Annotated in this window: 17 protein-coding genes and 1 pseudogene; 13 read left to right on the plus strand and 5 right to left on the minus strand. The window is 39.9% G+C overall.

Going from position 1 to position 23080, the window contains the following annotated elements:
• The first annotated feature begins 41 nt into the window (after positions 1-41).
• The gene (locus LV92_RS06880; protein WP_111622886.1) at positions 42-932 is read left to right on the plus strand and encodes a helix-turn-helix domain-containing protein; all 891 of its coding nucleotides are present in this window, start codon (positions 42-44) and stop codon (positions 930-932) included.
• A 218-nt stretch (positions 933-1150) separates the two neighbouring features.
• Positions 1151-1960, plus strand: a complete 810-nt coding sequence (locus LV92_RS06885) for a ThuA domain-containing protein (protein ID WP_111622887.1) — start codon at positions 1151-1153, stop codon at positions 1958-1960.
• A gap of 542 nt (positions 1961-2502) precedes the next feature.
• Here LV92_RS06885 and LV92_RS06890 read toward each other — a convergent pair.
• The gene (locus LV92_RS06890) at positions 2503-3468 is read right to left on the minus strand and encodes a glycoside hydrolase family protein (RefSeq protein WP_111622993.1); all 966 of its coding nucleotides are present in this window, start codon (positions 3466-3468) and stop codon (positions 2503-2505) included.
• A gap of 423 nt (positions 3469-3891) precedes the next feature.
• Here LV92_RS06890 and LV92_RS06895 point away from each other — a divergent pair, with 423 nt between their 5' ends.
• The 7 genes and pseudogenes from LV92_RS06895 to LV92_RS06925 all read left to right on the plus strand — a co-directional run bounded on the left by LV92_RS06895 (position 3892) and on the right by LV92_RS06925 (position 11035).
• Entirely contained in the window at positions 3892-4674 is a 783-nt protein-coding gene (locus LV92_RS06895; protein ID WP_111622888.1) for a glycoside hydrolase family 16 protein, read from the plus strand.
• Between the two features lie 79 nt (positions 4675-4753).
• Positions 4754-5200, plus strand: a complete 447-nt coding sequence (locus tag LV92_RS06900; protein WP_111622889.1) for a GNAT family N-acetyltransferase — start codon at positions 4754-4756, stop codon at positions 5198-5200.
• A gap of 656 nt (positions 5201-5856) precedes the next feature.
• Complete coding sequence (locus LV92_RS06905) at positions 5857-7323, plus strand: Gfo/Idh/MocA family protein (RefSeq protein ID WP_111622890.1); 1467 nt, start codon at positions 5857-5859, stop codon at positions 7321-7323.
• 160 nt (positions 7324-7483) lie between these two features.
• Entirely contained in the window at positions 7484-7948 is a 465-nt protein-coding gene (locus tag LV92_RS06910) for an FKBP-type peptidyl-prolyl cis-trans isomerase (RefSeq protein WP_111622891.1), read from the plus strand.
• 442 nt (positions 7949-8390) lie between these two features.
• Positions 8391-8699: pseudogene (locus LV92_RS06915) on the plus strand (chloride channel protein); the annotation flags it as partial.
• Between the two features lie 50 nt (positions 8700-8749).
• Positions 8750-9241, plus strand: a complete 492-nt coding sequence (locus LV92_RS06920; RefSeq protein WP_111622892.1) for a GyrI-like domain-containing protein — start codon at positions 8750-8752, stop codon at positions 9239-9241.
• A gap of 6 nt (positions 9242-9247) precedes the next feature.
• Positions 9248-11035 (plus strand): SGNH/GDSL hydrolase family protein, encoded by a 1788-nt coding sequence (locus LV92_RS06925; RefSeq protein WP_111622893.1) that lies wholly within the window; start codon positions 9248-9250, stop codon positions 11033-11035.
• Positions 11036-11207: 172 nt separating this feature from the next.
• Here the strand turns inward: LV92_RS06925 and LV92_RS06930 are convergent, their stop codons facing one another.
• The 3 genes from LV92_RS06930 to LV92_RS06940 form a co-directional block, all read right to left on the minus strand.
• Positions 11208-12050: an N-acetylmuramoyl-L-alanine amidase-like domain-containing protein gene (locus LV92_RS06930; RefSeq protein WP_111622894.1), complete on the minus strand. Its 843-nt coding sequence runs from the start codon at positions 12048-12050 to the stop codon at positions 11208-11210.
• A gap of 295 nt (positions 12051-12345) precedes the next feature.
• Positions 12346-15879 carry a TraB/GumN family protein gene (locus LV92_RS06935; protein ID WP_111622895.1) on the minus strand — a complete coding sequence of 1178 codons (3534 nt, stop codon included), beginning with the start codon at positions 15877-15879 and terminating at the stop codon, positions 12346-12348.
• A gap of 123 nt (positions 15880-16002) precedes the next feature.
• Positions 16003-17076: a mechanosensitive ion channel family protein gene (locus LV92_RS06940; protein WP_111622896.1), complete on the minus strand. Its 1074-nt coding sequence runs from the start codon at positions 17074-17076 to the stop codon at positions 16003-16005.
• A 319-nt stretch (positions 17077-17395) separates the two neighbouring features.
• On the opposite strand from LV92_RS06940, the gene hemH reads away from it, so the two are divergent.
• Both hemH and LV92_RS06950 read left to right on the plus strand, forming a co-directional pair.
• Positions 17396-18427 (plus strand): ferrochelatase, encoded by a 1032-nt coding sequence (hemH, locus tag LV92_RS06945; RefSeq protein ID WP_111622897.1) that lies wholly within the window; start codon positions 17396-17398, stop codon positions 18425-18427.
• Positions 18427-19812, plus strand: a complete 1386-nt coding sequence (locus LV92_RS06950) for an MATE family efflux transporter (protein ID WP_111622898.1) — start codon at positions 18427-18429, stop codon at positions 19810-19812. Before hemH ends, LV92_RS06950 begins: the two co-directional genes overlap by 1 nt.
• A gap of 89 nt (positions 19813-19901) precedes the next feature.
• Here the strand turns inward: LV92_RS06950 and LV92_RS06955 are convergent, their stop codons facing one another.
• Positions 19902-20681 (minus strand): tryptophan-rich sensory protein, encoded by a 780-nt coding sequence (locus LV92_RS06955; protein WP_111622899.1) that lies wholly within the window; start codon positions 20679-20681, stop codon positions 19902-19904.
• A 265-nt stretch (positions 20682-20946) separates the two neighbouring features.
• Here LV92_RS06955 and LV92_RS06960 point away from each other — a divergent pair, with 265 nt between their 5' ends.
• Together LV92_RS06960 and LV92_RS06965 are read left to right on the plus strand one after the other, a co-directional pair.
• The gene (locus tag LV92_RS06960) at positions 20947-21498 is read left to right on the plus strand and encodes a CopD family protein (RefSeq protein WP_111622900.1); all 552 of its coding nucleotides are present in this window, start codon (positions 20947-20949) and stop codon (positions 21496-21498) included.
• A gap of 116 nt (positions 21499-21614) precedes the next feature.
• The gene (locus tag LV92_RS06965; RefSeq protein WP_111622901.1) at positions 21615-23039 is read left to right on the plus strand and encodes a sensor histidine kinase; all 1425 of its coding nucleotides are present in this window, start codon (positions 21615-21617) and stop codon (positions 23037-23039) included.
• Positions 23040-23080 lie beyond the last annotated feature (41 nt).

Consider the following 23080-nt stretch of genomic DNA (forward strand, 5'->3'; position numbering starts at 1 on the left):
TTAGAATGTTTCTAAATAGATAAATTTAATATAATGTCGACATGGAGGAAGAAAATATCGCTCAAGGGTCTTTCGAGGAAGTATTTATTGAAGACGGGTTCTATGTGTTGAAAATTCAAAACGATGGTATTCATAACCAGACGGTTACCCGAGAAATAGACAGTTCCTTTATTCAGTTTCATTTCTGTTTAAAGGGCAGTGCCAAGTTTGTATTTAATGAAGGAAGGTATGCCTTGGAGGTCAATGAAGACAACTCGCTCCTCTTGTACAATACTCAGGTAGATCTACCTCTTAATCTTGTTTTAAATACCAATTCCTGGATGGTCTCCATTATAATGACCATCCGGAAATTCCATTCCCTGTTCTCCAAGGAAGCCGATTATATACCTTTTTTAAGCTCGGATAACAAAGATAAAAAGTACTATTCTCAAGAGGCTGTATCCCCCGCGATAGCGGTAGTTCTGAGTCAGGTAATGAACTATAACCTTCATCGTTCCATAAAGGAGTTGTATATAAAGGGGAAGGTTTATGAACTAATTTCTCTCTATTTTAATAAGAGTGAGGATGCCGATGTGGAACAATGTCCCTTTTTGGTGGACGAGGACAACGTTAAGCGCATTCGGAATGCCAAGGAAATAATTATTTCTAGAATGGCCGAACCACCTAGTCTACAAGAGCTGTCCGAAGAAATTGGGCTTAGCCTTAAAAAATTGAAAGAAGGCTTCAAGCAGATATATGGGGATTCCGTATACAGTTTTTTATTCGATTACAAGATGGAATATGCCCGTAAAATGTTGGAATCTGGCAAGCACAATGTCAATGAGGTTGGGCTGAAGGTAGGCTATAGTACTTCCAGTCACTTTATTGCAGCATTTAAGAAAAAGTATAGTACCACTCCAAAGAAATACCTGATGTCTTTGGCCAGCGGTTAAGTTGGTTGTGTTCCTCAGCTTGTATTATTCATTATATTTTTATGTTTTCGGATCTGCAATACTGCTTATTCCGCTCAAAAGACGGGAATTTTTATTTCTAACAAGTAGGGGTATTATTGTGAGAACTCTAGTATATTTTGGAATTATTGATAAATTATGTGTTTTGTTGCGGTAAATTTTAGATATTTAGAACTTCAAATTGATAATCGATAACTTTTATGCACTTATATAAATGTACTATTGCCTTAATTGCGCTAGTAGTTGTGATTGGATGTGGTAGCACCAAAATACAGGAAGAGGTTACCTTAAATCCAAACCTTCACAATACACCTGTACAGATTCCAGAAAAAATAATTTCCGCCAACACATTGGCCAAGGATAGGGTTTTGGTGTTTTCCAAAACCAATGGTTTCCGTCATAAGTCCATTGAAAAGGGGGTAGCCACTTTTGTAAAATTAGGTGTAGCCAATAATTTTGCGGTAACCCATACCGAGGATTCTCTACAATTTAATAGCGAAAATCTTAAGAAGTTTAAATTAGTGGTCTTTTTAAGTACTACTATGGATGTGTTGGGCGACGAGCAACAATCGGCCTTTGAGAAATATATACAAGCTGGCGGAAGTTTTATGGGTGTTCATGCTGCGGCGGATACGGAATATGAATGGCCATGGTATAACAAATTAGTGGGGGCTTATTTTTTGAGTCACCCCAAACAACAAACAGCTAGGATAGACGTGGTAGACCACAACCATCCTGCAACCAAACATTTGGCCGATATCTGGACGCATTTTGATGAATGGTACAACTATAAAAATATTAATCCAGAGGTTCATGTGCTCATGAAACTGGATGAAAGCTCTTATGAGGGGGGTAAGAATGGTGATAACCACCCTATTGCATGGTACCATGAGTATGACGGCGGACGTGCCTTTTATACTGGCTTGGGACATACTGAGGAAGCTTTTGACGACCTTAATTTCCGTCAACATTTGGTGGGCGGAATTGAATATTGCCTAAAGAGGAATTAACTCTTGGGCATTTACAAAACAAAGTTAACCACCAATACTTTGTAATTTTAATAACCACCAACCTTTACTGTAGTCCTGCAAGGTTCTATCGACACCCAATCAACCAACGCTAAATTTATTTAGTGTGTCGGTATCAATCTCGCAGGACTTTTTTTGTTTAATTTTTACTGAAGCCTATCTAGAGGGTTACTTAGTTATGGAGTTTGGTTATAAGGTATTTGTATGATATATCACTTAAGAATAGGAAATGCCCCCTATATCAATCTTCAATTAAAAATTAAAAGCACATAAATCCCAATTATTTAGGGCGTCGATTACATTCCAAAATAGACTGGATAGTCGGTTTGTTTTGTTTTTAGGCAACTAAGCGATATAATATTGGTATTTCAAAGACTTAATTACGTTTTATATCGAACTAACATGGCTCATCTGGTTCTTCAGATGCAACAAGAACCGACCAAGTGGTTGGATTTGAAATTTTGCACAAAACTGCAAGAGGAGTCCAAATATGAAAGTTAATAACCAGGTTAAAGAGGCCAACCCTAGTTCTTTTTGGGGCTTTTTGGAAAATGTACTTCTACCTTGTCGTGCATGGTATATAGTCTAAACTGGTCTCCATCCGGAACTAGGATGCCACTGGATCTGTTCTCTTCCATTATCGGATTTTGGAGATATTTTTTCCAATGTACCAAGTCTTTTGATGCAGCCACATTGGTGGACCAAAGGCTCCAGTCTTTAAAAGGGGTGCCATGGTAATAAGCATAATACCATCCTTTGTATTTAATGATCTGGTTTACAGCCACGCCATATTTATCGTAGGCTTCGGGCCCCATTGTTATTACAGGTTCATCCTGAACATTGGTCCATACTTTTAGATCTTTGGAGGTGGCGAGCCAAATGCCCAAGTCGTTGCGCTCATAGAATAAATACCACATGTTGTTTTCCCTCCAAACGGTAGGTGTGCCGTAAGGACCTTCGCTCAAGGGGGAACCATCGGCATTGCGCATGTCTAGGGAACCATGGTCTGTCCAATGAATGCGATCGGTGGAGGTAAGCCTATGGGCTACATCGTTTTTACCTTCGGCAAACATATGATAAGTGCCATCCACTTTTATGACCATCATGTCCTCGGTCCAACTCTCATTAAAAACGGGGTTATTGTCATGGCGCTTCCAAGCAATACCGTCTAAAGAGGTAGCATAACCTAGGGAAAGGGGCTCCTTTTCCGTTTGAAAGCCCGTATACCACATATGATAGGTGCCATCTTCCTTTAGAATATACCCGCGTTCGCGAATTTTTTGATCCCAAGTATCCGAACCTGTACCAGTAAAAACAGGATTTTCGGCTGGGGTTTGAAAATGTGTCAATTCGCTGGGAAAAGGTACGGAGTCTTGGGGAGCAACAACGGTCAGTTGGTCTATGCTCACATTTTCCTTGGTTTTTTGGTGGTCTTTGCAGGACAGAAGAAAGACCATGAGGGATGTAAGAAGTAGAAGACGTGTTATCATAATGCGTTTATTTTGGTAGTGTAGGTTTACTGTGTTTTGTTGGAACAAGGAAGATAATAATTCCTTTTTATCCGCTGCCAATTAATGGCACAAAAATGACTATCCATATGCTATAGTGTGTGAGGGATAGCAGTGAAAAGCCCACAGGCCTCAGGCCGAGGACTTGAAGCGGATAGCCCGGCCCCTTAGGGACACACCCAAACATTCTACTTAATGGTTAAAATTATAACAGTTTTTGATAGAATCTGCCACATAATGTCGTTTCAGGTGTGTTATCTTGCTGTTGATCCAAATCGTTAATTATATGTTGTTTCAGTTGAATTTTGACAATGGGAATATTCTATTGAATATATAAGGACATGAAAAACATATAAGCTGACAAATGTTTTGTGTAGAACCATTGAAGGTTACAAATCTATTAAAATGAAATTAACCCCTGTATTTTTATTCCTGTTTGTTATAGGATTTGCCTTTGCGCAAGGCCCGGCCCAGGGACCTATGTCCAAAAAGCGGTTTAATCCTGAAAAAATGGGTTACAAATTAGTTTGGGAAGATAACTTTAAGGGCAAAACTTTGGATACTACAAAATGGACTGTAAGAGGAGTGGGGCCAAGGGCCATAGCTTATGTGTCCGAGGAAGCGGTAAAAGTGGAAAAGGGATATTTAAAATTATATGCTATTAAAAAGGGGGACTCCCTCTTGGGCAGTGCGGTAGGTACCCAAGGCAAGTTTATGTCCAAATATGGCTATTATGAATGTAGGGCCAAATTACAAAAATCACAAGGGGTCTGGGCCGCTTTTTGGTTACAATCCCCGCAGATAAGTCAGGGGGAAGATCCGTCCAAATTTGGGGCTGAAATAGATATAATGGAGTTTTTTAAAAAGTTGGGCACCGATATTGTTTCCCATAATGTGCATTGGGCCTACGGACCCCATCAACAATCTACCAAGGGAATGCAAAGTTACCGAAGAGGGGTAAGTTTGGGGTTTCATACTTTTGGTTTGGAGTGGTTCCCCGACAAATATATTTTTTATGTGGATGGGTATAAGTATTACGAGGTTACGGCCGGTATCTCCAATATTGAGGAATATATGATTTTGAGCATGGAATACCCTGGCAAAAAGGAGGAGATATTAAAAACGATTTTCCCCGATGTATTTATGGTCGATTACGTTAAGGTTTACCAAAAAGAGGAGGGTTATTAATTACGAATAAAGAAGTTTATTTAAATTTGCAAACTTTTGAAACCTGAGGTTTTATAAGGAATATTTTAAAAATGAAACCATGAAAATAGCCCTACTACAAGAATCTGACGTAAACCCTGATATGGAGCAACAACTGGCCGGATTGTTCCGCCAATTGAATGCCGATATAAAACAAATTAATCTTAAACAGGTGCTCGACCCTGAAAATCCAATATGCCTAGTATATTGTAAGGAAGGTGATAAAGTAATGGGAATGGCCTTGATGTGCACTTATACCGTTATATCTGGTATCAAAGGCTGGGTTGAGGATGTGGTTGTGGATGTGGAACACCGGGGAAAGGGCATAGGCAGAAAACTAATGGAAAAATTGGTAGAATTGGGAAAAGAAAAGGGCCTAACCGAAATCCTTCTTTTTAGCGCAGATAAGCGTATAGAAGCCATTAACCTTTATAAAAGTTTGGGTTTTAAGGAAAAGGAAAGTCGTATTTATGTGCTTAAAACCGAAGCTTTGATTAAAAAGGGCTAAAACCTTTAGCAATATTCTAATGTTGGCAGCCTCGCACTTGGCTGTCACAGCTAATTTTTGATCTATTCAAAATCCAAACTTATTAAAACTACCCTACCATTCGGGTAGGTCCTGCCATTCTATTATGTAAAGTATTAGCTGGCATTATGCTTTGTAGAATGATATGCCGCCAGGAGAATTGTCTAGCGGTGTTTACTTATTTATTCGCCTTGCCTGTGTAACAGGGCCAAGGTTTTTTCCTAGGGTTAAAATTATAGTAGTTTTTGAGAGAATCTTAGAGAAAATGTCTAAGAATATGTTTTATCTTGCTGTTTCCCAGGGGATTCTTTTAAGTGTTTAGAACAAATTGTAACGCTTAGGAGTATGATGCCATGTTGGTAAAGTCTAGGCATCAGTCATGGAAAAGCTTGGGAGAAGTCGCCTGCCGAAAGTGAAAAAAACGGTTTGGAGCCATAAGAAGATCCGTAACCTAATCTTTTGGCATAAGAATATTTTCATCTATGGGAGTTTATAAAATTCTTCAACTTTAAAAGGATATAGCCCTTGATGAGGTGGGAATTTCAGACCGTCCATTTCGGCAAATGGCGTGAGAAGGTGGATGGGAATGTTCTTGCATGGGAATAGATCAATAATGTAAACTGTAATAATCAACAATTATGAAGAAAAAAAAATCAAATAAATCTGTGGATTCACGCAGATCATTTATTAAAAAAGGTGCTATGGCATCCTCCATCTTTTTCGTGCCTAGGCATGTGCTTGGAGGTGTAGGGTATACGGCTCCCAGTGACCGCTTGAATGTAGCGGCCATAGGTGCCGGTGGAAAAGGTGCCAGTGACATTCGCAATGCCTCCGTAGGAGGTAGGGAAAAAGTGGTTGCCTTATGTGATGTGGATTTCTCCGGATCGGCAAAAAAATCAGTTGAACTCTTCCCAAAAGCAAAGCTTTATGCAGATTTTAGGGAGATGTTGGACAAGGAAAAAGGAATCGATGCGGTTACTATTTCCACCCCAGATCACGTTCATGGGCCGGCAGCGGCATATGCTATGGAGCGAGGTGTAAATGTTTATGTTCAAAAACCGATGACCCATAATATACGGGAAGCTAGAATGCTGACCGAGATGGCAAGAAGTAAAAAAATAGTGACTCAGATGGGGAACCAGGGAGGTTCCAATCCGTTATTGGGCATGGTTCAAAAATGGGTGGATTCCGGGGAACTGGGTAAGATATCAAAAGTACAGGTGTGGACCAACAGACCTGTTTGGCCACAAGGTGGGGCGTTTCCAAAACCAGACCCGAGTGCCAAACCAAAAGACCTTAATTGGGACCTATGGTTGGGGCCATCCGAATTTAAGCCTTATACCCCTAACTTGCATCCTTTTGGATGGAGAGGTTGGTGGGAATACGGTACCGGAGCTTTGGGAGATGTAGGATGTCATTTGATCGATATTCCTTTTAGAACCTTGGGGCTTAAATATCCAACAGATGCGGAATGTAGCGTCGGGGCGGTATATACCAATATGTGGAATGCAGATTATCATCCAGAAGGATGTCCGGCTTCATCATTTATAACATTACACTTTGGAGCTACGGAAAAGAGTCAATCACCAATAGAAATGACCTGGAGCGATGGAGGTATAAGACCATCACATCCAGAAATAATTCCTGCCGATCACGAAATTGGGGGTAACGGAAGTCAGAACGGCGTATTGATCATTGGAGAAAAGGGAATTATTTCTACCAATATCAACGATAGTTCCCCTTTGACGCCAAAGTTGTATATGAACGATGGCTCAACGGATTTTGGCCCTGAAGTGGAACCCAATGATGAACCTGAATACGGACATCAACGCCTATGGATAGATGCTTGTAAGGCCGGGTTTGGCAGCAAGGAACATCTTGGTTTAACCTCTTCCTTTGATTATGCTGGACCTATGACCGAGACCGTTCTAATGGGGAACCTGGCCATTCGCAGTTATTTGTTGCAAAGGGAGAACGAGAAAGGTAAAATGGAGTTCTTTGCCCGTAAGAAACTGCTTTGGGATGGAGAAAATATGCGTATTACCAATCTTGAGGAAGCAAATCAGTTTGTAACCAGAAATTACAGGCCTGGCTTTGTAGTATAATATAGAAAATAGAGAATTGAACACCCTTAAGGGCTTTTAAATAAGTTTTTAAGGGTGTTCTATTTTTAATAATTAACTAAAATTTATAAGCTCCATAAGGATTAAGGGCATAGACGGCTTAGCGTATTTTGCTATATTTGGCCCTTAAAAAAGAATAACTATGAAGAATACACTTTTTTTTGCTTTGGCCCTAGTGCTTTTTATTTCCTGCGATAACGAGAAGAAAACAGAGGAGGACATTGATTATGTTGCCAAGAACGAGGCAGATATCCAGGCCTATGTTGAGGAGAACAATTTAACCGCCGTACGAAGTAATTCAGGACTTTATTATGTAATCGAAGAAGAAGGGACAGGAACACAGGCGGTGGCCAGTTCCAATGTAACGGTGGCCTATAAAGGGTATTTTCTTAATGGAGCTGTCTTCGATCCAGGTAATGCAGAAGGAATTACCATTGGTTTAAACCAGGTTATAGCAGGTTGGACAGAGGGGATTACCTATTTAAAGGAAGGTGGGAGCGGAATACTTTTGGTGCCCGCCCACTTGGGATACGGTAGCAGGGATTATAATGGAATCCCAGGGGGTTCCGTACTTATTTTTGAGGTTACTCTTATTTCTGTGAACTAAACAATACCTAATTTTTTAAATACTCCTTGGCTTTTGCCCAATGGCAATAATATACATAAAAACCAACCGGAAGGTTGGTTTTTGTATTTGGTCTAACTTTAGCCGAGAACACCAAACATAGATGTAATACCATATTGACCAATGAAATGCATAAAAATGATCATAAACTAAGGTTTGCAATAATATTTCCGACCTACTGGTTTGTAGATGATTCATCCGTGGATTATTTTCTTTGGTTTAAATTTAAATAAGCGCAGATACTTTTCTAAAATTCTTCCTACTTATCCTTCATGTCGTTATATTTAAAGTTTCAAAATAATCCATGGATGGTTATGGCATCCCTGTTTAAAAAGTATATGGAATAGTGAAGCTAAAACGGAGAAGAAAACTAATTACTTATCTGAATATTTTGGACCAGCCCATTCGGTTTAATCCTTTTGTATTCAGTCGCACCTTTTTGTTGTGGGCCGTTCTGGGTTTGGTGGGCGGATTTATTATTCCTTTATTTTTTGTTGGGGTTAGTCTAGGGTTGATATTGTATGTAATGTTCCCGTCAATTAATTCAACATTAGCCATAATTAGTTGCATGGCCGCCATAAATGCCTGTGTTACCAGAACACCGATGAGCACCACAATTCTTTTGGCTACTTTGACAGGCTTTGGATATTTTATCCCTATTCTGTTTGCTAGCCTTACGGGCTATTTTTTGGCTCCCAGAATTCCTTTTATCAGTTCCCAAATGGAGAAATAGCATGGAATGATGTTAAACAACAAATGTGATGATGCCAAATAGTTTTAGATATGTTTCTACGTGTTGAAAAAGTGTCCGAAAAAAAATTGATCGGAAACCGATTGGTTATGTCCTTGGCAGAGGATAGGACCAGAGAACTTTGGCAGGGATTTATGCCCAGAAGAAAGGAAATTGGGAATCCTTTGTCCAAAGACCTGATAAGTATGCAGGTATATGACGGTCTACTTAAGGTTAAGGAATTTAATTTAACTACCCAATTTGAAAAATGGGCAGTAGTTGAGGTTAAGGATTATGCCAAAATACCTGAAGGACTGGCTTCCTATACCTTGTCCGGAGGTTTGTATGCCGTTTTTGTTCATAGGGGGTTGCCCAGTTCCTTTCCAAGGACGGCGCAATATATTTTTGGGGAATGGTTGCCAAATTCGGAATATCAATTGGATCATAGGGAGCATTTTGAGATTATGGGTGATAAATACAGGAACAACGATCCAAGTTCGGAAGAAGAGGTATGGGTGCCAATTAAAAGAAAAAATCAAGAATAAAGAGATATGGAAAGAAAGTCACTTTTAGGTTTATGGGCAATAATCCTGTTATTTCAATTTTCAATGGCCCAAGAGAATGTTGCTATTTCTTGGTGGAATCCCGCAGAATCCAATTCCTTGGTAGTTGAAGGTCAGGCTTGGCAAGGAGAGGTGGTCTCTACTTATCAGCGCTTACCAAAACTGGCCGAGGGAGTAGTCCGGGAAGCGGTCTGGAACTTGTCCAAACATTCGGCAGGACTTTCCCTTAGGTTTAGGACTGATGCAAAATCGATTATGGTACGGTACAAGGTTAAAGGGAACCACGCCATGCCCCATATGCCGGCAACCGGAGTTAGCGGGGTAGATCTTTATGCCAAGACCAGTGATGGGGATTGGAGATGGTATAGAGGAAAATATTCCTTTGCTGATACCATTCAGTACAAATATTCCAACATCGACCCCAAAGAGAAATACCATGATAAGGGAAGGGAGTACCAGCTGTACCTGCCATTGTACAATGAGGTGGAATGGTTGGAGATTGGTATACCGGAAGATGCTGTTTTGGAACCTTTACCATTAAGGCAGGAGAAACCAATTGTGGTTTATGGAACTTCTATAGCACATGGGGCCTGCGCCTCGCGCCCGGGAATGGCATGGACCTCCATTTTAGGGAGAGGATTGGATAGGCCACTTATTAATTTGGCATTTTCGGGAAATGGCAGAATGGAAGAAGAAGTAATCAATTATATTACGGAAATAGATGCTAAAATCTTTGTGCTGGATTGCATGCCGAATCTGGGCGCCACCAAGGATCGCTCGTTGGAGGAGGTACGGCAGCTTATTATTTCTGGTGTCAAACAGATAAGGAAAAAGCATAGCTCAACGCCAATTTTGTTGGTGGAACACGACGGATACTCTGATGGGGCTGTTGATGCTGATCGTTACAAAACCTATACGGACTTAAATAGAATTGTCAAGGAGGCCTTTGCTCAATTACAGTCAGTAGGGGTAAGGGATATCTATTTGTTGACCAAGGAAGAACTGAATCTTTCCATGGAAAGTTTTGTGGATGGTACCCATCCCACGGATTTGGGCATGATGGAATATGCCGTGGCCTATGAAAAAGCCTTACGAGGCATATTAAAGGAGCCCATGGGAGATATTTCTACAACAATTCCGGTCACCCAGGCTAGGGAGCCAGAAATGTACCCTTGGGAGGGTCGTCATCAGGAATTGTTAAAAATGAATCGGGATAGTGCCCCAAAAATATGTTTTTTCGGAAATAGCATAACCCATTATTGGGGGGGTGAGCCAAAGGCAACTTTAAGCAATGGTGCCGATTCCTGGAAGGCCAATTTGGACGAATTGCAGGTGCGCAATTTTGGATTTGGCTGGGATAGGGTAGAAAATGTACTTTGGCGCATATATCATGATGAATTGGATGGCTTTGAGGCTCAGCAAATTGTGCTTATGATAGGTACCAATAACGAACACCTGAATACCGACGAGGAGATATTGCAGGGACTGGAATTGGTAATCAATGCCATAAAGGACAGACAGCCCAATGCTAGGGTGCTATTGCTAGGATTGTTGCCCAAGGTAGACAAGGAGGAACGTATGAGGAATTTAAACCAGGCAATAGCGGCATTGGCAACCTCAAAAAACGTGAATTATACAGATATTGGGGGAGTGCTATTGGATAAGGACCAGAAAATTGATGCCAGTCTTTTCTCGGATGGCCTGCACCCTAACGCCAAGGGATACCGTAAATTGGGCAAGATATTAAAACTAGCCCTACATGAAGGTGCAAACTAGGAGCCTTTAAATTGATGGAACATAATGGCCCTATTTTTTGAAATATGACCATAGGATTTAGGAACAGGCACGTAAAGGGGTCTCTTGATGCCTTTAGTCTATATGATTTTGGGATCAAGGGCGGGGCTATATCATTTAACAAATTTCAATTCAAGGACAACAACTGATGGATTTATAACGGGCGTGCAACCATTATTCCAGTATTGCTCTTAATGCCTTTTAAGTAATCGGCCAAGGGTAGTTTCGAGACCTCTACCTCCATGGATCCCGTGGAGGCATGTAGCAAATGTATTCTCCCATCAGCTTCCCTTGTAGCGATTCCGGTATGGGTAATGTCCAAGCCCTTTATGGAGGTGGTCAGGGCAATTATGTCGCCAGATTGGATTTGGTGCTCCTGTCCTTCGATCTGGTCCTGGGGGAGGATGCAGATGGACTGCCTTTTCAAAAATTCCTCGGAGGATTTAATTTTATTATAGTTGTCCGTGTCTTTTAGAAATGGATACAGATCGCGATGTGAACTCATAAAATTGATGTCCTTACTACTTTCCAACCCCCCTATTTCGGAAGTCATATCTTTTAATAGCCCCTTTTGTTCGTTGTTGGCGATCCATTCAGAAAAATAATGAAGCCTTGAGGCATAACCATTGAGCTCACCATCTTTATACCGAATGGTTTCTAAATAGTGGATGTAGGAATCAAAATCTATTTTATGGTTTTTAACCATTAAGCCAAAGGCCAATACATTCTCTACAAAGGTGGTACAGTCCAAGCCTTGTAAATTAATGACCAAAGATTCGGTCTCCCCAATTTCTAGAGTTTTGGCCACATAGGGAATGCCTATAAAAGTTTTTCCTATAGCTACCATGTTTGTTCCAATTTCTTGATTATCCAAATCTGAAATGGATCTAATCTTCGAATTAAAAGCTTCTTTGTCCTGCGATGAACAAACAATATTTTGTGCAGATCCATGAGAGATAAGACAGAGGAAAAAGAGATGAAAGACAATGGATTTCATTTAGAGTGTTAGTTTTATGTTTATTAAATAACTAATTGTATATAAATTTATTACATATATTATTGTGCCGACCAGTATTAAATATTTTGCACTTTTCAGTGTATCTCATTTTGTCTATTGATTTCCTCTTAGTTGGATTATATAGCGCTTTAGAATTCATTTGTTCCAATCAATTAGAACTTACCATAGTTGGTGATCTAATAAATTACAATCTTACAAAATATTCATTTTTTTTACGGTTACTGATTTCTGTGTTAGTCGATATCAAAGACTTTTTGGGATCATAGCCTTTTTTCTAGTGGGAAAATCCTGTGTACCCTGATGGATTGTTCACTATGGCACGTTGCCTGTCCTTTAAATTATACTCTTCGGTTGTTAATTTCAATACTTCTTCCTCCGTATTAATGTCAGCTATGCTAAAGCCTTGGTTGATGTAATAGGGTTTGTACTGAATATGATCAGTATCTTTGAACACTAACATAAACATTTTCAAATTGTTACTATAGTTATCTTTCTCTTTTACTTTAAAAAAGTAGCTGTGATAATTTGTTGATGGATAATACATTTTTTGGTCCTTTACGAATTCTATAGAATGCTGTTCAAGGTTTAATTCTAGGGTATTGTAGAGTATGGATTCTGCTATTGCTGTTTGGTTTCTAAAATTGGAAGGGAAAAAATCCAGTTTTCCAATTTGTTGTAATTTTTCAAAAAGTAGTAAACGGGTTTCGGCCTTTTCTGCCAGCGAGTTTATTAAACTTGTTGGTATTTTATTGGGACCAACAAACGGATTTTCTTCATTTTTCAAGCGAAGGGCAAGGTATGAAGCTTGAATTTGGGGGTCGTTTACCTTGGAGAGGCGTTGAAAGAATATGGCTACCTCATTTTCCTTGATATAGGGGTAAAGCAATACCGTATAATTTTCCAATATATCATAATTGTTATCTGGGTTGCTAGCTGAGGATTCCTCGTTGAACTGGTCCATGGTAAGGCCTAATTGCCTCTTTAGTTGGATCTTGGCATCGTTGAGAATCTGATTTTTATATTTTTTGTAGCTCCTTGGCTTGATCAATCCACGGGCCTTAAGCTTTGCAAGCATGGAAAAGATTGGGGATTTATATTCTTCTATTGCACTGTAGTCCAGTATTTCGGGGAATAATTGGCGGGCAAGGGGTAGACTATCCAAATAGGGCTGGAATATATTTTGAATCTCCTGCTTGCTCGATACCAAGGGCAAATCGGTGGACATAAGGCGTAAGAGCAGTTCTAATGAACTTTCATTTTGGTTTTTGCTTATGGCCTGTAATATTTTCGTTTGTGCCTTGGAGTTGTTGTAGGACTTTGTGTAGTAATTCTCAAAGAAGCGGGTGGCATCAACGTCTGGCATTTCGGCCAATTTTTGGATTAAATGGGCCTGTAAATATTTCTGATTGTCTTTAAAGTCGAACTCCGATATATAATATTTAAGGGAATCCAAGTGCTTCTTATTAAATTTTAAAAAGGCATATCCATCATGGACTATGCTATCGTTTTGTCTAATGGCCTTGAAAAAATAGGAGGTTTTATCACTTAAAATCGATGAACCTACAAGGGTATCGGAGGGTGCAAAATTGTTAAAAAATTCTGTGACAAATTTACTTGGGGGTTTAACGGTATCTATTAGTGCCTTAACTTCGTATAGTAGCCCCCCTTTAACAATGTTCTTTATCAATATTCCTCTAGTACTGGCCGTATCGGTCAGGGTTAGGTTTATTTCATGATATTTTTCATTGTACTGCGGGCGTTCCTCCCTGATAATATTAAAAGTATTTTGGCGGTACAGTTTTCTTCTTAGCAGCCAAACGGAATCTATATTAGGAAACATAAGAAAATCATGGGCCTTGTTTACAGTTACCAAGATGGCCTCATTGTTTTTATTCTGATAAACGGTTTTCTTGGTGTAGGCGCTATAGGGTTTTGGTTTCTTGTGGCGTTCGTAATAATTATTGCTGTTTTCTACAAATTTTGATGGGTCAACGGGGCTGATGGTAGAAAAAAACATAGCCGTATCCCGAACCTTTTTAAACTCTTCGGTATAATTGGGTTCCCTGATCTTAAATGAATTGAAATATTGCCGTGCTTCGTTACTGTCATTGGCTACACTTCCCAAGAGATAGTAGTTGTTATCCCAAATAATGGTCTTTAAATAAAGTTTATTTAATCCGTTGGGGTCAAGCCTGGCGGAAGAGGTCAGGCTTTGTTCATCGAAGGGGCCGTAATCCTCTTCCAATTTAAGATCCTGATAAAACCGGGATTGAATTTGTTTTAGCTCAAAGGTATCCTGCTCAATAAAATTAAAATCGTTGAGGGTAGCTTTTTTTAGAAAGAAATAGGAGGAGGTTTCTGGATTCACTGCTTCAATAAATCGATTGCCCTTTCTTTTGCGATTGGTAAAATTGTATTCAGAGGGCATTTCCACTTCAAAGTCATTGAACTCCGAAAAAAGTACCGTTCGTTCTTTTTTTAATGCTCTGAAGCGGATACTGTTAAATATGGTATCCGAATGCTTTACCACATAATCTCCTTGCCCACTCATTTTAAAAATTAGTATTTCCAAAGGGGTAATGTAGATATGATACCGTTGAAAATCACCGTTTTTTAACTGATTTTTTATATCCAAACCGGGATATGTCCCGTTTTCTATTTTGGTCTTTTCAAGGATCTTTCCAGGAATATTCTCGAACAGAAGTTTGTCCACATCGTCCAGGGAGTAGGTGTAGTCCTTTTTTAAATAGGTAAAAGTGGGAATTCGATTCACCATAACATAGCCGCCATTGGCCAGATCGGGTGAAATATAGGTTGTGTTGGTATATTCGGCTATTGGATATAGCTTGTTGGATAAAAGAAGACTAAAAAGGCCATCATCAGGAGTCATGGTACTATATTCATTGCTGAGGGTTTTGGCTTCCAAAGAATCTTTTAAGGCCCGTCCTTTATTGGAAAATCGGGAGGTAAGTGGTTTAACCACGTATCCCATATTTCTAAGGAGTTGTATTACTCCCTTTTTTCCCGGAAGGTGGGCGGCCCCAATTCCAGCAAATACCTTTGCCGTATGCATTAAGGAATCCAACCGTACTGCCATATTTTTGTTACGGGCATAAAGCATGTTCTGCAGGTAATACGCGGTATACATGGCCTGGTCAAGGGAATCAATAAGATTAATATTGCGTTCTCTATAGGCATCCTGCAAAAGCGACATTACATCTTGGGTCTGCATCTTTTTTTGGAGCCATTCGTCCGGTTTGGGTTTCATTGCATTCATATTGGCCCTACCCACCAGGGCAGTGGATTCCTCCAAATCCTCCAAGGCCTTAATAGGCTTGGAATACTTTTTTCCCGCTTGATAAATGAACATGTCCAGATAGGTTTCTTCTTCAAAGTTTTGGGAACTTTCATTGGTACGGTATAGGATATTGTTCACTAGGCGGTCATCCAAAGAAAGATAAGAGGAGACTATCTCCTTGGTAGGATTTTTAAAGGTAAAAGGGTAGATGTAAAATCCTTTGGTTACAAATCCGGTGCCGTAGCCAATGCCGCTACCGCGCATTTTGCCATAATCTTCCAACCAGGTATCAGGGTCAGACTCCAAGGCCACAATTTCACTTTTGTCCAAGGCTTCGTAAAAAACGTCGTCCAACCTGAAGGCAATTTTTTGACTTACATGCATGGTTCCGTACAAATAGGACGATTTCTTTAGGTTGTTCCCGGATATTTCCCAAAGAAGACTATTATCTTCCTGGGCAAAAATTCCCTGGGAAATTATTAGAAAAAGAAAACCTAAGTAAATGCGCATACCAGAATCCAATTTTTAGTTAAAAATGCTTCAAAAATCATTAGGAATAAAAGCCTAGCACATAATTAACGTTTTATTTGGATTGAAGCACCATATTTCATGCCATACTTAATGCAATGTCGCCTATTTTTGGAAAGGTTTGGTTGTAGGTTGGTCCGTAAGGTACAAACGCGTATGTGGCAAGCTTTCCGGGTAGTTTTCTTGTAAAAAACCAATCAGCTTTTCCCGGACCAAAACCCTTAAATCCCAGGCCGTAGGTGAATCAACGGCGCTCATTAGCGCCCTGATCTCCACACTTTGGGCCTTGGCATCCGTTACCTGAAGCACATTTACTTTTCCATCCCAAAGATCTGTGGAGGACAATATTCTGGTGAGTTCTTCCCTAAGTTTATCGAAGGGAACACGATAATCCGTATGAATAAAAACGGTGCCCATTATATCCGCGGATGTTTTGGTCCAATTCTGGAAGGGATTTTCAATAAAATAGGTGGTAGGTACTATGAGTCGCCTTTTGTCCCAAATATTGATCACCACATAGGTGAGGGTAATCTCCTCTATGCGGCCCCACTCGCCCTCTACAATCACTACGTCATCAAACTTAATAGGTTGGGTAAAGGCAATCTGTATGCCCGCCAGGATACTTCCAATTAGTTTTTGCGCGGAGAAACCAATGATAATACCCGCTACCCCTGCTGATGCAAAAAGACTTACCCCAATTTCCCGGATACTTTCAAAACTCATTAAGGCCGCTCCTAAAGCCAATACTATTACCACAACAATAAAGATTCGTTCAAGAATATTGAATTGGGTATATATTTTACGAGCTTTTAAATTATCCGAGGTTCCTACATCATAGTTTTTAATAATCAAATTTTTGGAAACTTTTAAAGCCACTAAAATCAACCAGGTTATGGAAAATATGATCAGTAGAGTGCTGGTTTTTTTTATAACAAAACTATAATCGTTTAGGTACAATAAGGTGTGTAACGATTTTGAGCGAAGCAAAAATGACAGGAATAATATGAAAAGTGGCAAACTCACCCTTTTCATGGCATCTTTGGGAATTAAATATTTTGGGTTACTGCCCAATCTGCGTAAGATAAAATAAGTGCTTACATAAAGAATGGCCAGAAGGACAAAAGTACCAGTAGCATAAAGGAGGGTCTGGTTGTCTATGTTTTTAAATAGGTGTTCCATCTAGGTCTGGCTTATGTTAATAATGACCTTAACTTACTAAAATCTATTCAATATAAAAATTTCGGGCCAGTATATTGCCCAGATTAATTTTCAACAGCCTTTAAAGGAGCCCATAAAAGCTTGGAGGTGGCTAATTTGTAAACAAATTCGGGGCATTGAAAATAAAATACCCAATGGTATTAAAAAAGCTATGGTATGACAATGCCCTATAAATTGTTCCTATCTATTCCGGTATAGATAAACTATTTATAGGTTTTAAATTATAGTTGCTCCGCAAGTGTTATTTTTGTTGAACAAGTAAATTGATAAAAAAGGAAGAATGAAAGGAGTTTTGTTGGTAAACCTAGGTTCCCCGGATAGTCCCACGCCTAAGGATGTTAAACCTTATTTGGATGAATTTCTAATGGACGAAAGAGTTATAGATGTCCCCAATTGGTTAAGGAATATTTTAGTGCGCGGGATTATTCTACAAACTAGACCTAAAAAATCGGCGGAAGCCTATCAAAAGATATGGTGGGAAGAAGGATCTCCCTTAATAGTTATTTCTGAACGATTTGCCGATAAGGTAAAAGAGCAAAGTGAAATTCCGGTGGCCTTGGGGATGCGTTACGGGAGTATGACGATTAAGAATGCCTTGGGGGAGTTGTCCCAAAAAGGGGTAGACGAGGTGCTGTTGGTTCCATTGTATCCACATTATGCCATGTCTTCCTATGAAACCGTGGTGGTAAAGACCATGGAGGTCAAGGATGAGTTTTTTCCAAATATAAAAATAACAACCCTTCCAGCTTTTTATAATAACAAGGATTATATTGAAGTACTTGCAGAAAGTATTGCCGAAGGCCTAAAAGGTTTTGAATACGATCATATTTTGTTTTCATATCACGGTATTCCCGAAAGACATATTAGAAAGTCCGACCCCACAAAATTCCATTGCAAAATAGATGATAACTGTTGTAAGACCAATTCGGTGGCACATCATACCTGCTATCGTCATCAGTGTTATGAGATGACCGAGAAAGTAAAGGAAAAACTTGGTCTTTCAAATGATAAAGTTAGTCTTTCCTTTCAGTCCCGATTGCCAAACGATCCCTGGTTGAAGCCCTATACCGACTTTGAATTTGAGCGTTTTGGGAAAGAGGGTATTAAGCGTTTGGCGGTGATTACCCCGGCCTTTGTTGCCGATTGTCTGGAAACCTTGGAAGAGATTGCCATGGAAGGAAAACATCAGTTCCAGGAAGCTGGAGGGGAAGATTACAAACATATTCCCTGTCTTAACGATAATAAGGCATGGGTTAATTTAATGGTGAAATGGATAGGGGATTGGCAGGTTAAGGAAACACTTCCTGTGTAATGGCCAAGGTATCCTCAGAACAGTTGGGCAGTGAACCTATAGGAAAATTACTGGTTAAACAGGCAGTTCCGGCCTCTATTGGTATTTTGGTCATGTCACTTAACGTTCTGGTCGATTCTATTTTCGTGGGCAACTGGATCGGTTCTATAGCCATTGCGGCCATCAATGTAGTACTTCCGGTTTCCTTTTTTATAGCGGCTCTCGGTATGGCCATTGGTATTGGAGGTTCCAGTATTATTTCACGTGCCCTGGGTGAGAATAATAAGGAAAAGGCCTTAAAGACCTTTGGAAATCAAATTAGCCTGACACTACTGGTTACCATTGTCATGGTGATATTAGGGCTGTATTATGTAAATAGCCTTATTCCGGCCTTTGGTGGTAAAGGGGATATTTTTGGACCAGCAAAGATATATTATACCATTGTACTATACGGGGTGCCATTCTTGGCGCTTTGTATGATGGGGAATACCGTAATTAGGGCGGAAGGCAAGCCTAGATTTGCCATGAATGCCATGATAATTCCTTCAGTGGGGAATCTTCTGATGGATTATATTTTCATCTATGTCTTTGACTGGGGTATGGAAGGGGCAGCTTGGGCAACCACCATTGGGTATTTTCTTTGTTTTGCCTATATCCTGTATTTTTTTCTTTCCAATAATTCCGAACTTAAATTAAACTGGTCCCATTTTGGATTGGATCGCCTAATCTTAAAGGAAATTGGAGCTTTGGGATTCGTAACCTTGTCCAGGCAAGCTGTAATCAGTTTAATTTATCTGTTGATGAACAATATCCTCTTCGGTTTGGGAGGGGAGGCCATGATCGCTGTCTACGCCATTATAGCGAGGATGCTTATGTTTGCCCTGTTCCCTGTTTTTGGGGTCACCCAAGGTTTCCTTCCCATTGCGGGATTTAATTATGGGGCCAAAAAATACCAAAGGGTACGAGAATCGATCAATACCGCAATCCTTTATGCCGCTGGCCTGGCCTTTGTAGTGTTTGTGGGGCTTATGATTTTTCCTGCTGAGATTGCCGCCTTGTTTCTAAGTAACCAGCCAGATATGTCGGCCTCAGAACTGGCCATGAATTCTTATGTTTTGGAGCACACCCCTTCTGCCATGCGCCTGGTATTTGCTGCAACACCTATTATAGCCGTTCAATTGATTGGAGCAGCTTATTTTCAGGCCATAGGTAAGGCCGTACCAGCACTATTGCTGACCTTGAGCCGGCAAGGCTTCTTTTTTATACCGCTCATTTTAATTTTGCCGAATTACTTGGGAGAACTGGGGGTTTGGATCTCTTTTCCCATTGCCGATGTGCTGGCAACGGTGGTTACGGGTTATTTTTTGAGGAAAGAGATTCGGGCTACCTTGGTGGAAATACCATAAGTAATACAGGCTATAAGAAATCTGCATTCAAAAGTTTAAGAAGCTATTCTTTCAACGGAAATCAATATAAAATCCGTTTTTTAAATAATTCAAAGTTTAAAAAAGGGGTTGGATTTTCTATTACTGTATCCGTGGAATAAAATTACAGATAGAAGTATTGCACTACACGCCAATGCCGTATATGCCAGGATTTCCAAACTGCCCTGATGCCTAATATAAATTGCAAATAGTGCCCAGACCCCAACAGCGGCAAATTCGCGCATGTTTCTTTTGTAAATGATGACCAGATTTAACAAGGTGGCAACTACTATGAGTACAATGGTCCATTGCACTTCGCTAAGAAATGCGCCCTTCCATCCTAATTTGGTTAGATACAGGGCAAGGTTGGCTATGGTAGCAACAGTAATCCATCCACTGTAAAGACAAATCGGCCACCAAGAAAAGGCAATTATTTCCTTAGGGGCATCCCATCGTTCCATATTGGTATTGATAATAATTTTGACCAGCGATATCAAGATACCGGCCATAATGAGTACGGTTAAGCCCATGTACTCATATGCAAAGGTAATCACCCACATCCCATTCAATACATTGGCAAAGGCAAACCAATATCCGGTCTGTTCTATGTAATCAAGTTTTTTCTTATCAAAAAAAACAACTTTGATTTGAAATAGGGCGTAGGCCAACAAGCCCAAAAAAATAAGGCCCCAAATGGCGAAAGCATAACTGGCCGGGGTAAAAAGATTGGTATACCGTTGACTTAATTCGCCTATAGTCGTATCGTTAATGCGGACAGCCTGCGAAATATAATTTACGGCAATCACCAAAATTACCGACAGTAGGTTTATAATGGATAACTTTTTTTGCATTTACCTAAATTACGTAACTTTTGCAGGTAATGTGGCCTTATTGCTACATTAATTAATCTATTCAAATCAATCTTAATTTGATTGCCCAATCATATTGCATTTTTTTTACAGAGGCAATTATGGAGCCCGTTTTTGGGAAGCGAATGAAATTTGGATATTGATTGTTCGGTATTGACCCCTGTATTGGGAGCGTAGGCCACTAAGGATACCAAAGATTAGTTTTTCAGAAATCCGTCTACTATCTTTACGTAACAATAGACCTTGTATGACCGATTATTACAACTATATAAAAGCCTTGCACCTCATTTTTGTTGTTACTTGGTTTGCTGGCTTGTTCTATATACCTCGTTTGTTTATCTACCATATCGAAGCCGATCAAAAACCGTCGCCAGAGAGGGAAATCCTAACCCATCAACTAAAGTTGATGACCAAGAGATTGTGGTTTATCATTACATGGCCGTCCGCCGTTTTGGCTACCTTATTTGCCGTATGGCTATTGTTTTTGTATCCGGTCTGGTTGCAACAACCGTGGATGCACATAAAACTTGCCTTTGTGCTGTTACTTATAGCCTATCATTTAAAAAATCATCAGATCTTTAAACAGCTGCAGCGCGATGAGGTGAAATACACTTCCAAATTTATGCGCATCTGGAACGAAGGGGCGACCTTAATTTTATTTGCTGTGGTTTTTTTGGTGATTTTAAAGGGCGCCTTCAATTGGATTTTTGGCGTTGTCGGTATTATAGTGCTGGGAGTTCTATTAATGTTGGGCATAAGGCTCTACAAGTGGATCCGCGAAAAAAAACCTGAGGCTTAATGGCCACTTGGCTCTAAATTGATATCCGTTTTGGCGTGATAATTGTTACCTTTAATATCTAAATTAGATTTCAGTTGCTCACAAACTTTTCATTGCGTTCCCGAATTTTTATTTCCATGATTTTTTGGGTAGTAATTGCATTTATACTAATTGCATCCGTTACGGTATACCAGTACAGCGAACAAAACAGGGACTACCATGCTGACCGCATGGAACGGAAGGAAGAACAAATAAAACAGAGTATTGATCTGGCACTTCAAAAGACTACATTTCCTGTAACAACAGAAAACTTAGGCCTTATTTTTAGGGATGAAATTTATGAGATCGCCCTGGTACAGAATATTAATTTCAATATTTACGACTTACAAGGCCAATTGATCAAAAGTTCTAGGCCTAAATTTGAAATTGATTCCATTTCCACCTGCTTGGATGCAGAAGTGTTGAACAATTTGGCTTCCTCCCGTAACAAGAGGTACGTAGAACAGAAATCGGCTGCAGGCTATAGCTATCAGGCGTCCTACACCTACATAGACGACAAAAGATTTAAACATGTGGGGATTTTAAACCTGCCGTATTTTGAAGACAACTCCTTTAACGACAAGGAATTAAAGGAAATACTATTAAGGCTTACAGGAGCTTATTTACTTTTGATGCTCTTGGCCATTGGTCTTGCCTATTTTATTTCCAAATATATTACTAGGTCCTTACAGACCATTTCGGACAGATTAAATCAGACCGACCTCACCAAGAGGAACGAAAAAATCATAGTGGAAAATCCCAGCGAGGAAATTGGGAAATTGATTACCTCTTATAACGAAATGATAGATGAGCTGGAAATCAGTGCTGCAAAATTGGCCAAAGGTGAAAGGGAGCAGGCATGGCGCGAAATGGCAAAGCAGGTGGCCCATGAAATTAAAAATCCACTTACGCCTATGCGTCTAAGTGTACAGAGTTTTGAGCGTAAGTTCGACCCTAACGACCCTGACATTACAAAAAAGGTTTCAGAGTTTTCAAAAACATTGATTCAACAGATCGATACTATGAGTAGTATCGCCTCTGCTTTTTCCAACTTTGCCAATATGCCAGCCCAGCAGAACGAGACCTTAAATGTGGTGAAAATCGTAAAAATGGCAGTGGATATTTTTGATGAAAACTATATTCATTTTTCCTCGGATGAAGAGGAAATTATAGCCAAATTGGATCGTACACAATTAATTAGGGTAGTTACCAACTTGGTTAAAAATGCCACTCAGGCCATTGTGAATGTAGAGGCTCCCAATGTTTTGGTAACCGTCTCCAAAGAGGGGGATTTTGTAAAAATGACTGTGGAGGATAATGGTGTGGGAATCTCAATGGAATCAAAGGACAAGGTTTTTGAACCCAAGTTCACTACCAAGACCAGCGGAATGGGCCTTGGTCTGGGGATGGTAAAAAATATTGTGGAAACCTATAAAGGAACCATCAACTTTACTACCGAACCCGGTAAGGGTACCATTTTTACGGTGCGGTTTCCCATCGCCAATGCAGGCGCAAATATGTAAGTCCTTATGGGCAAGGAATTCAATATTCAATATTTTGACAA

It is taken from the genome of Arenibacter echinorum (assembly GCF_003259375.1).
Classification (GTDB): Bacteria; Bacteroidota; Bacteroidia; order Flavobacteriales; family Flavobacteriaceae; genus Arenibacter; species Arenibacter echinorum.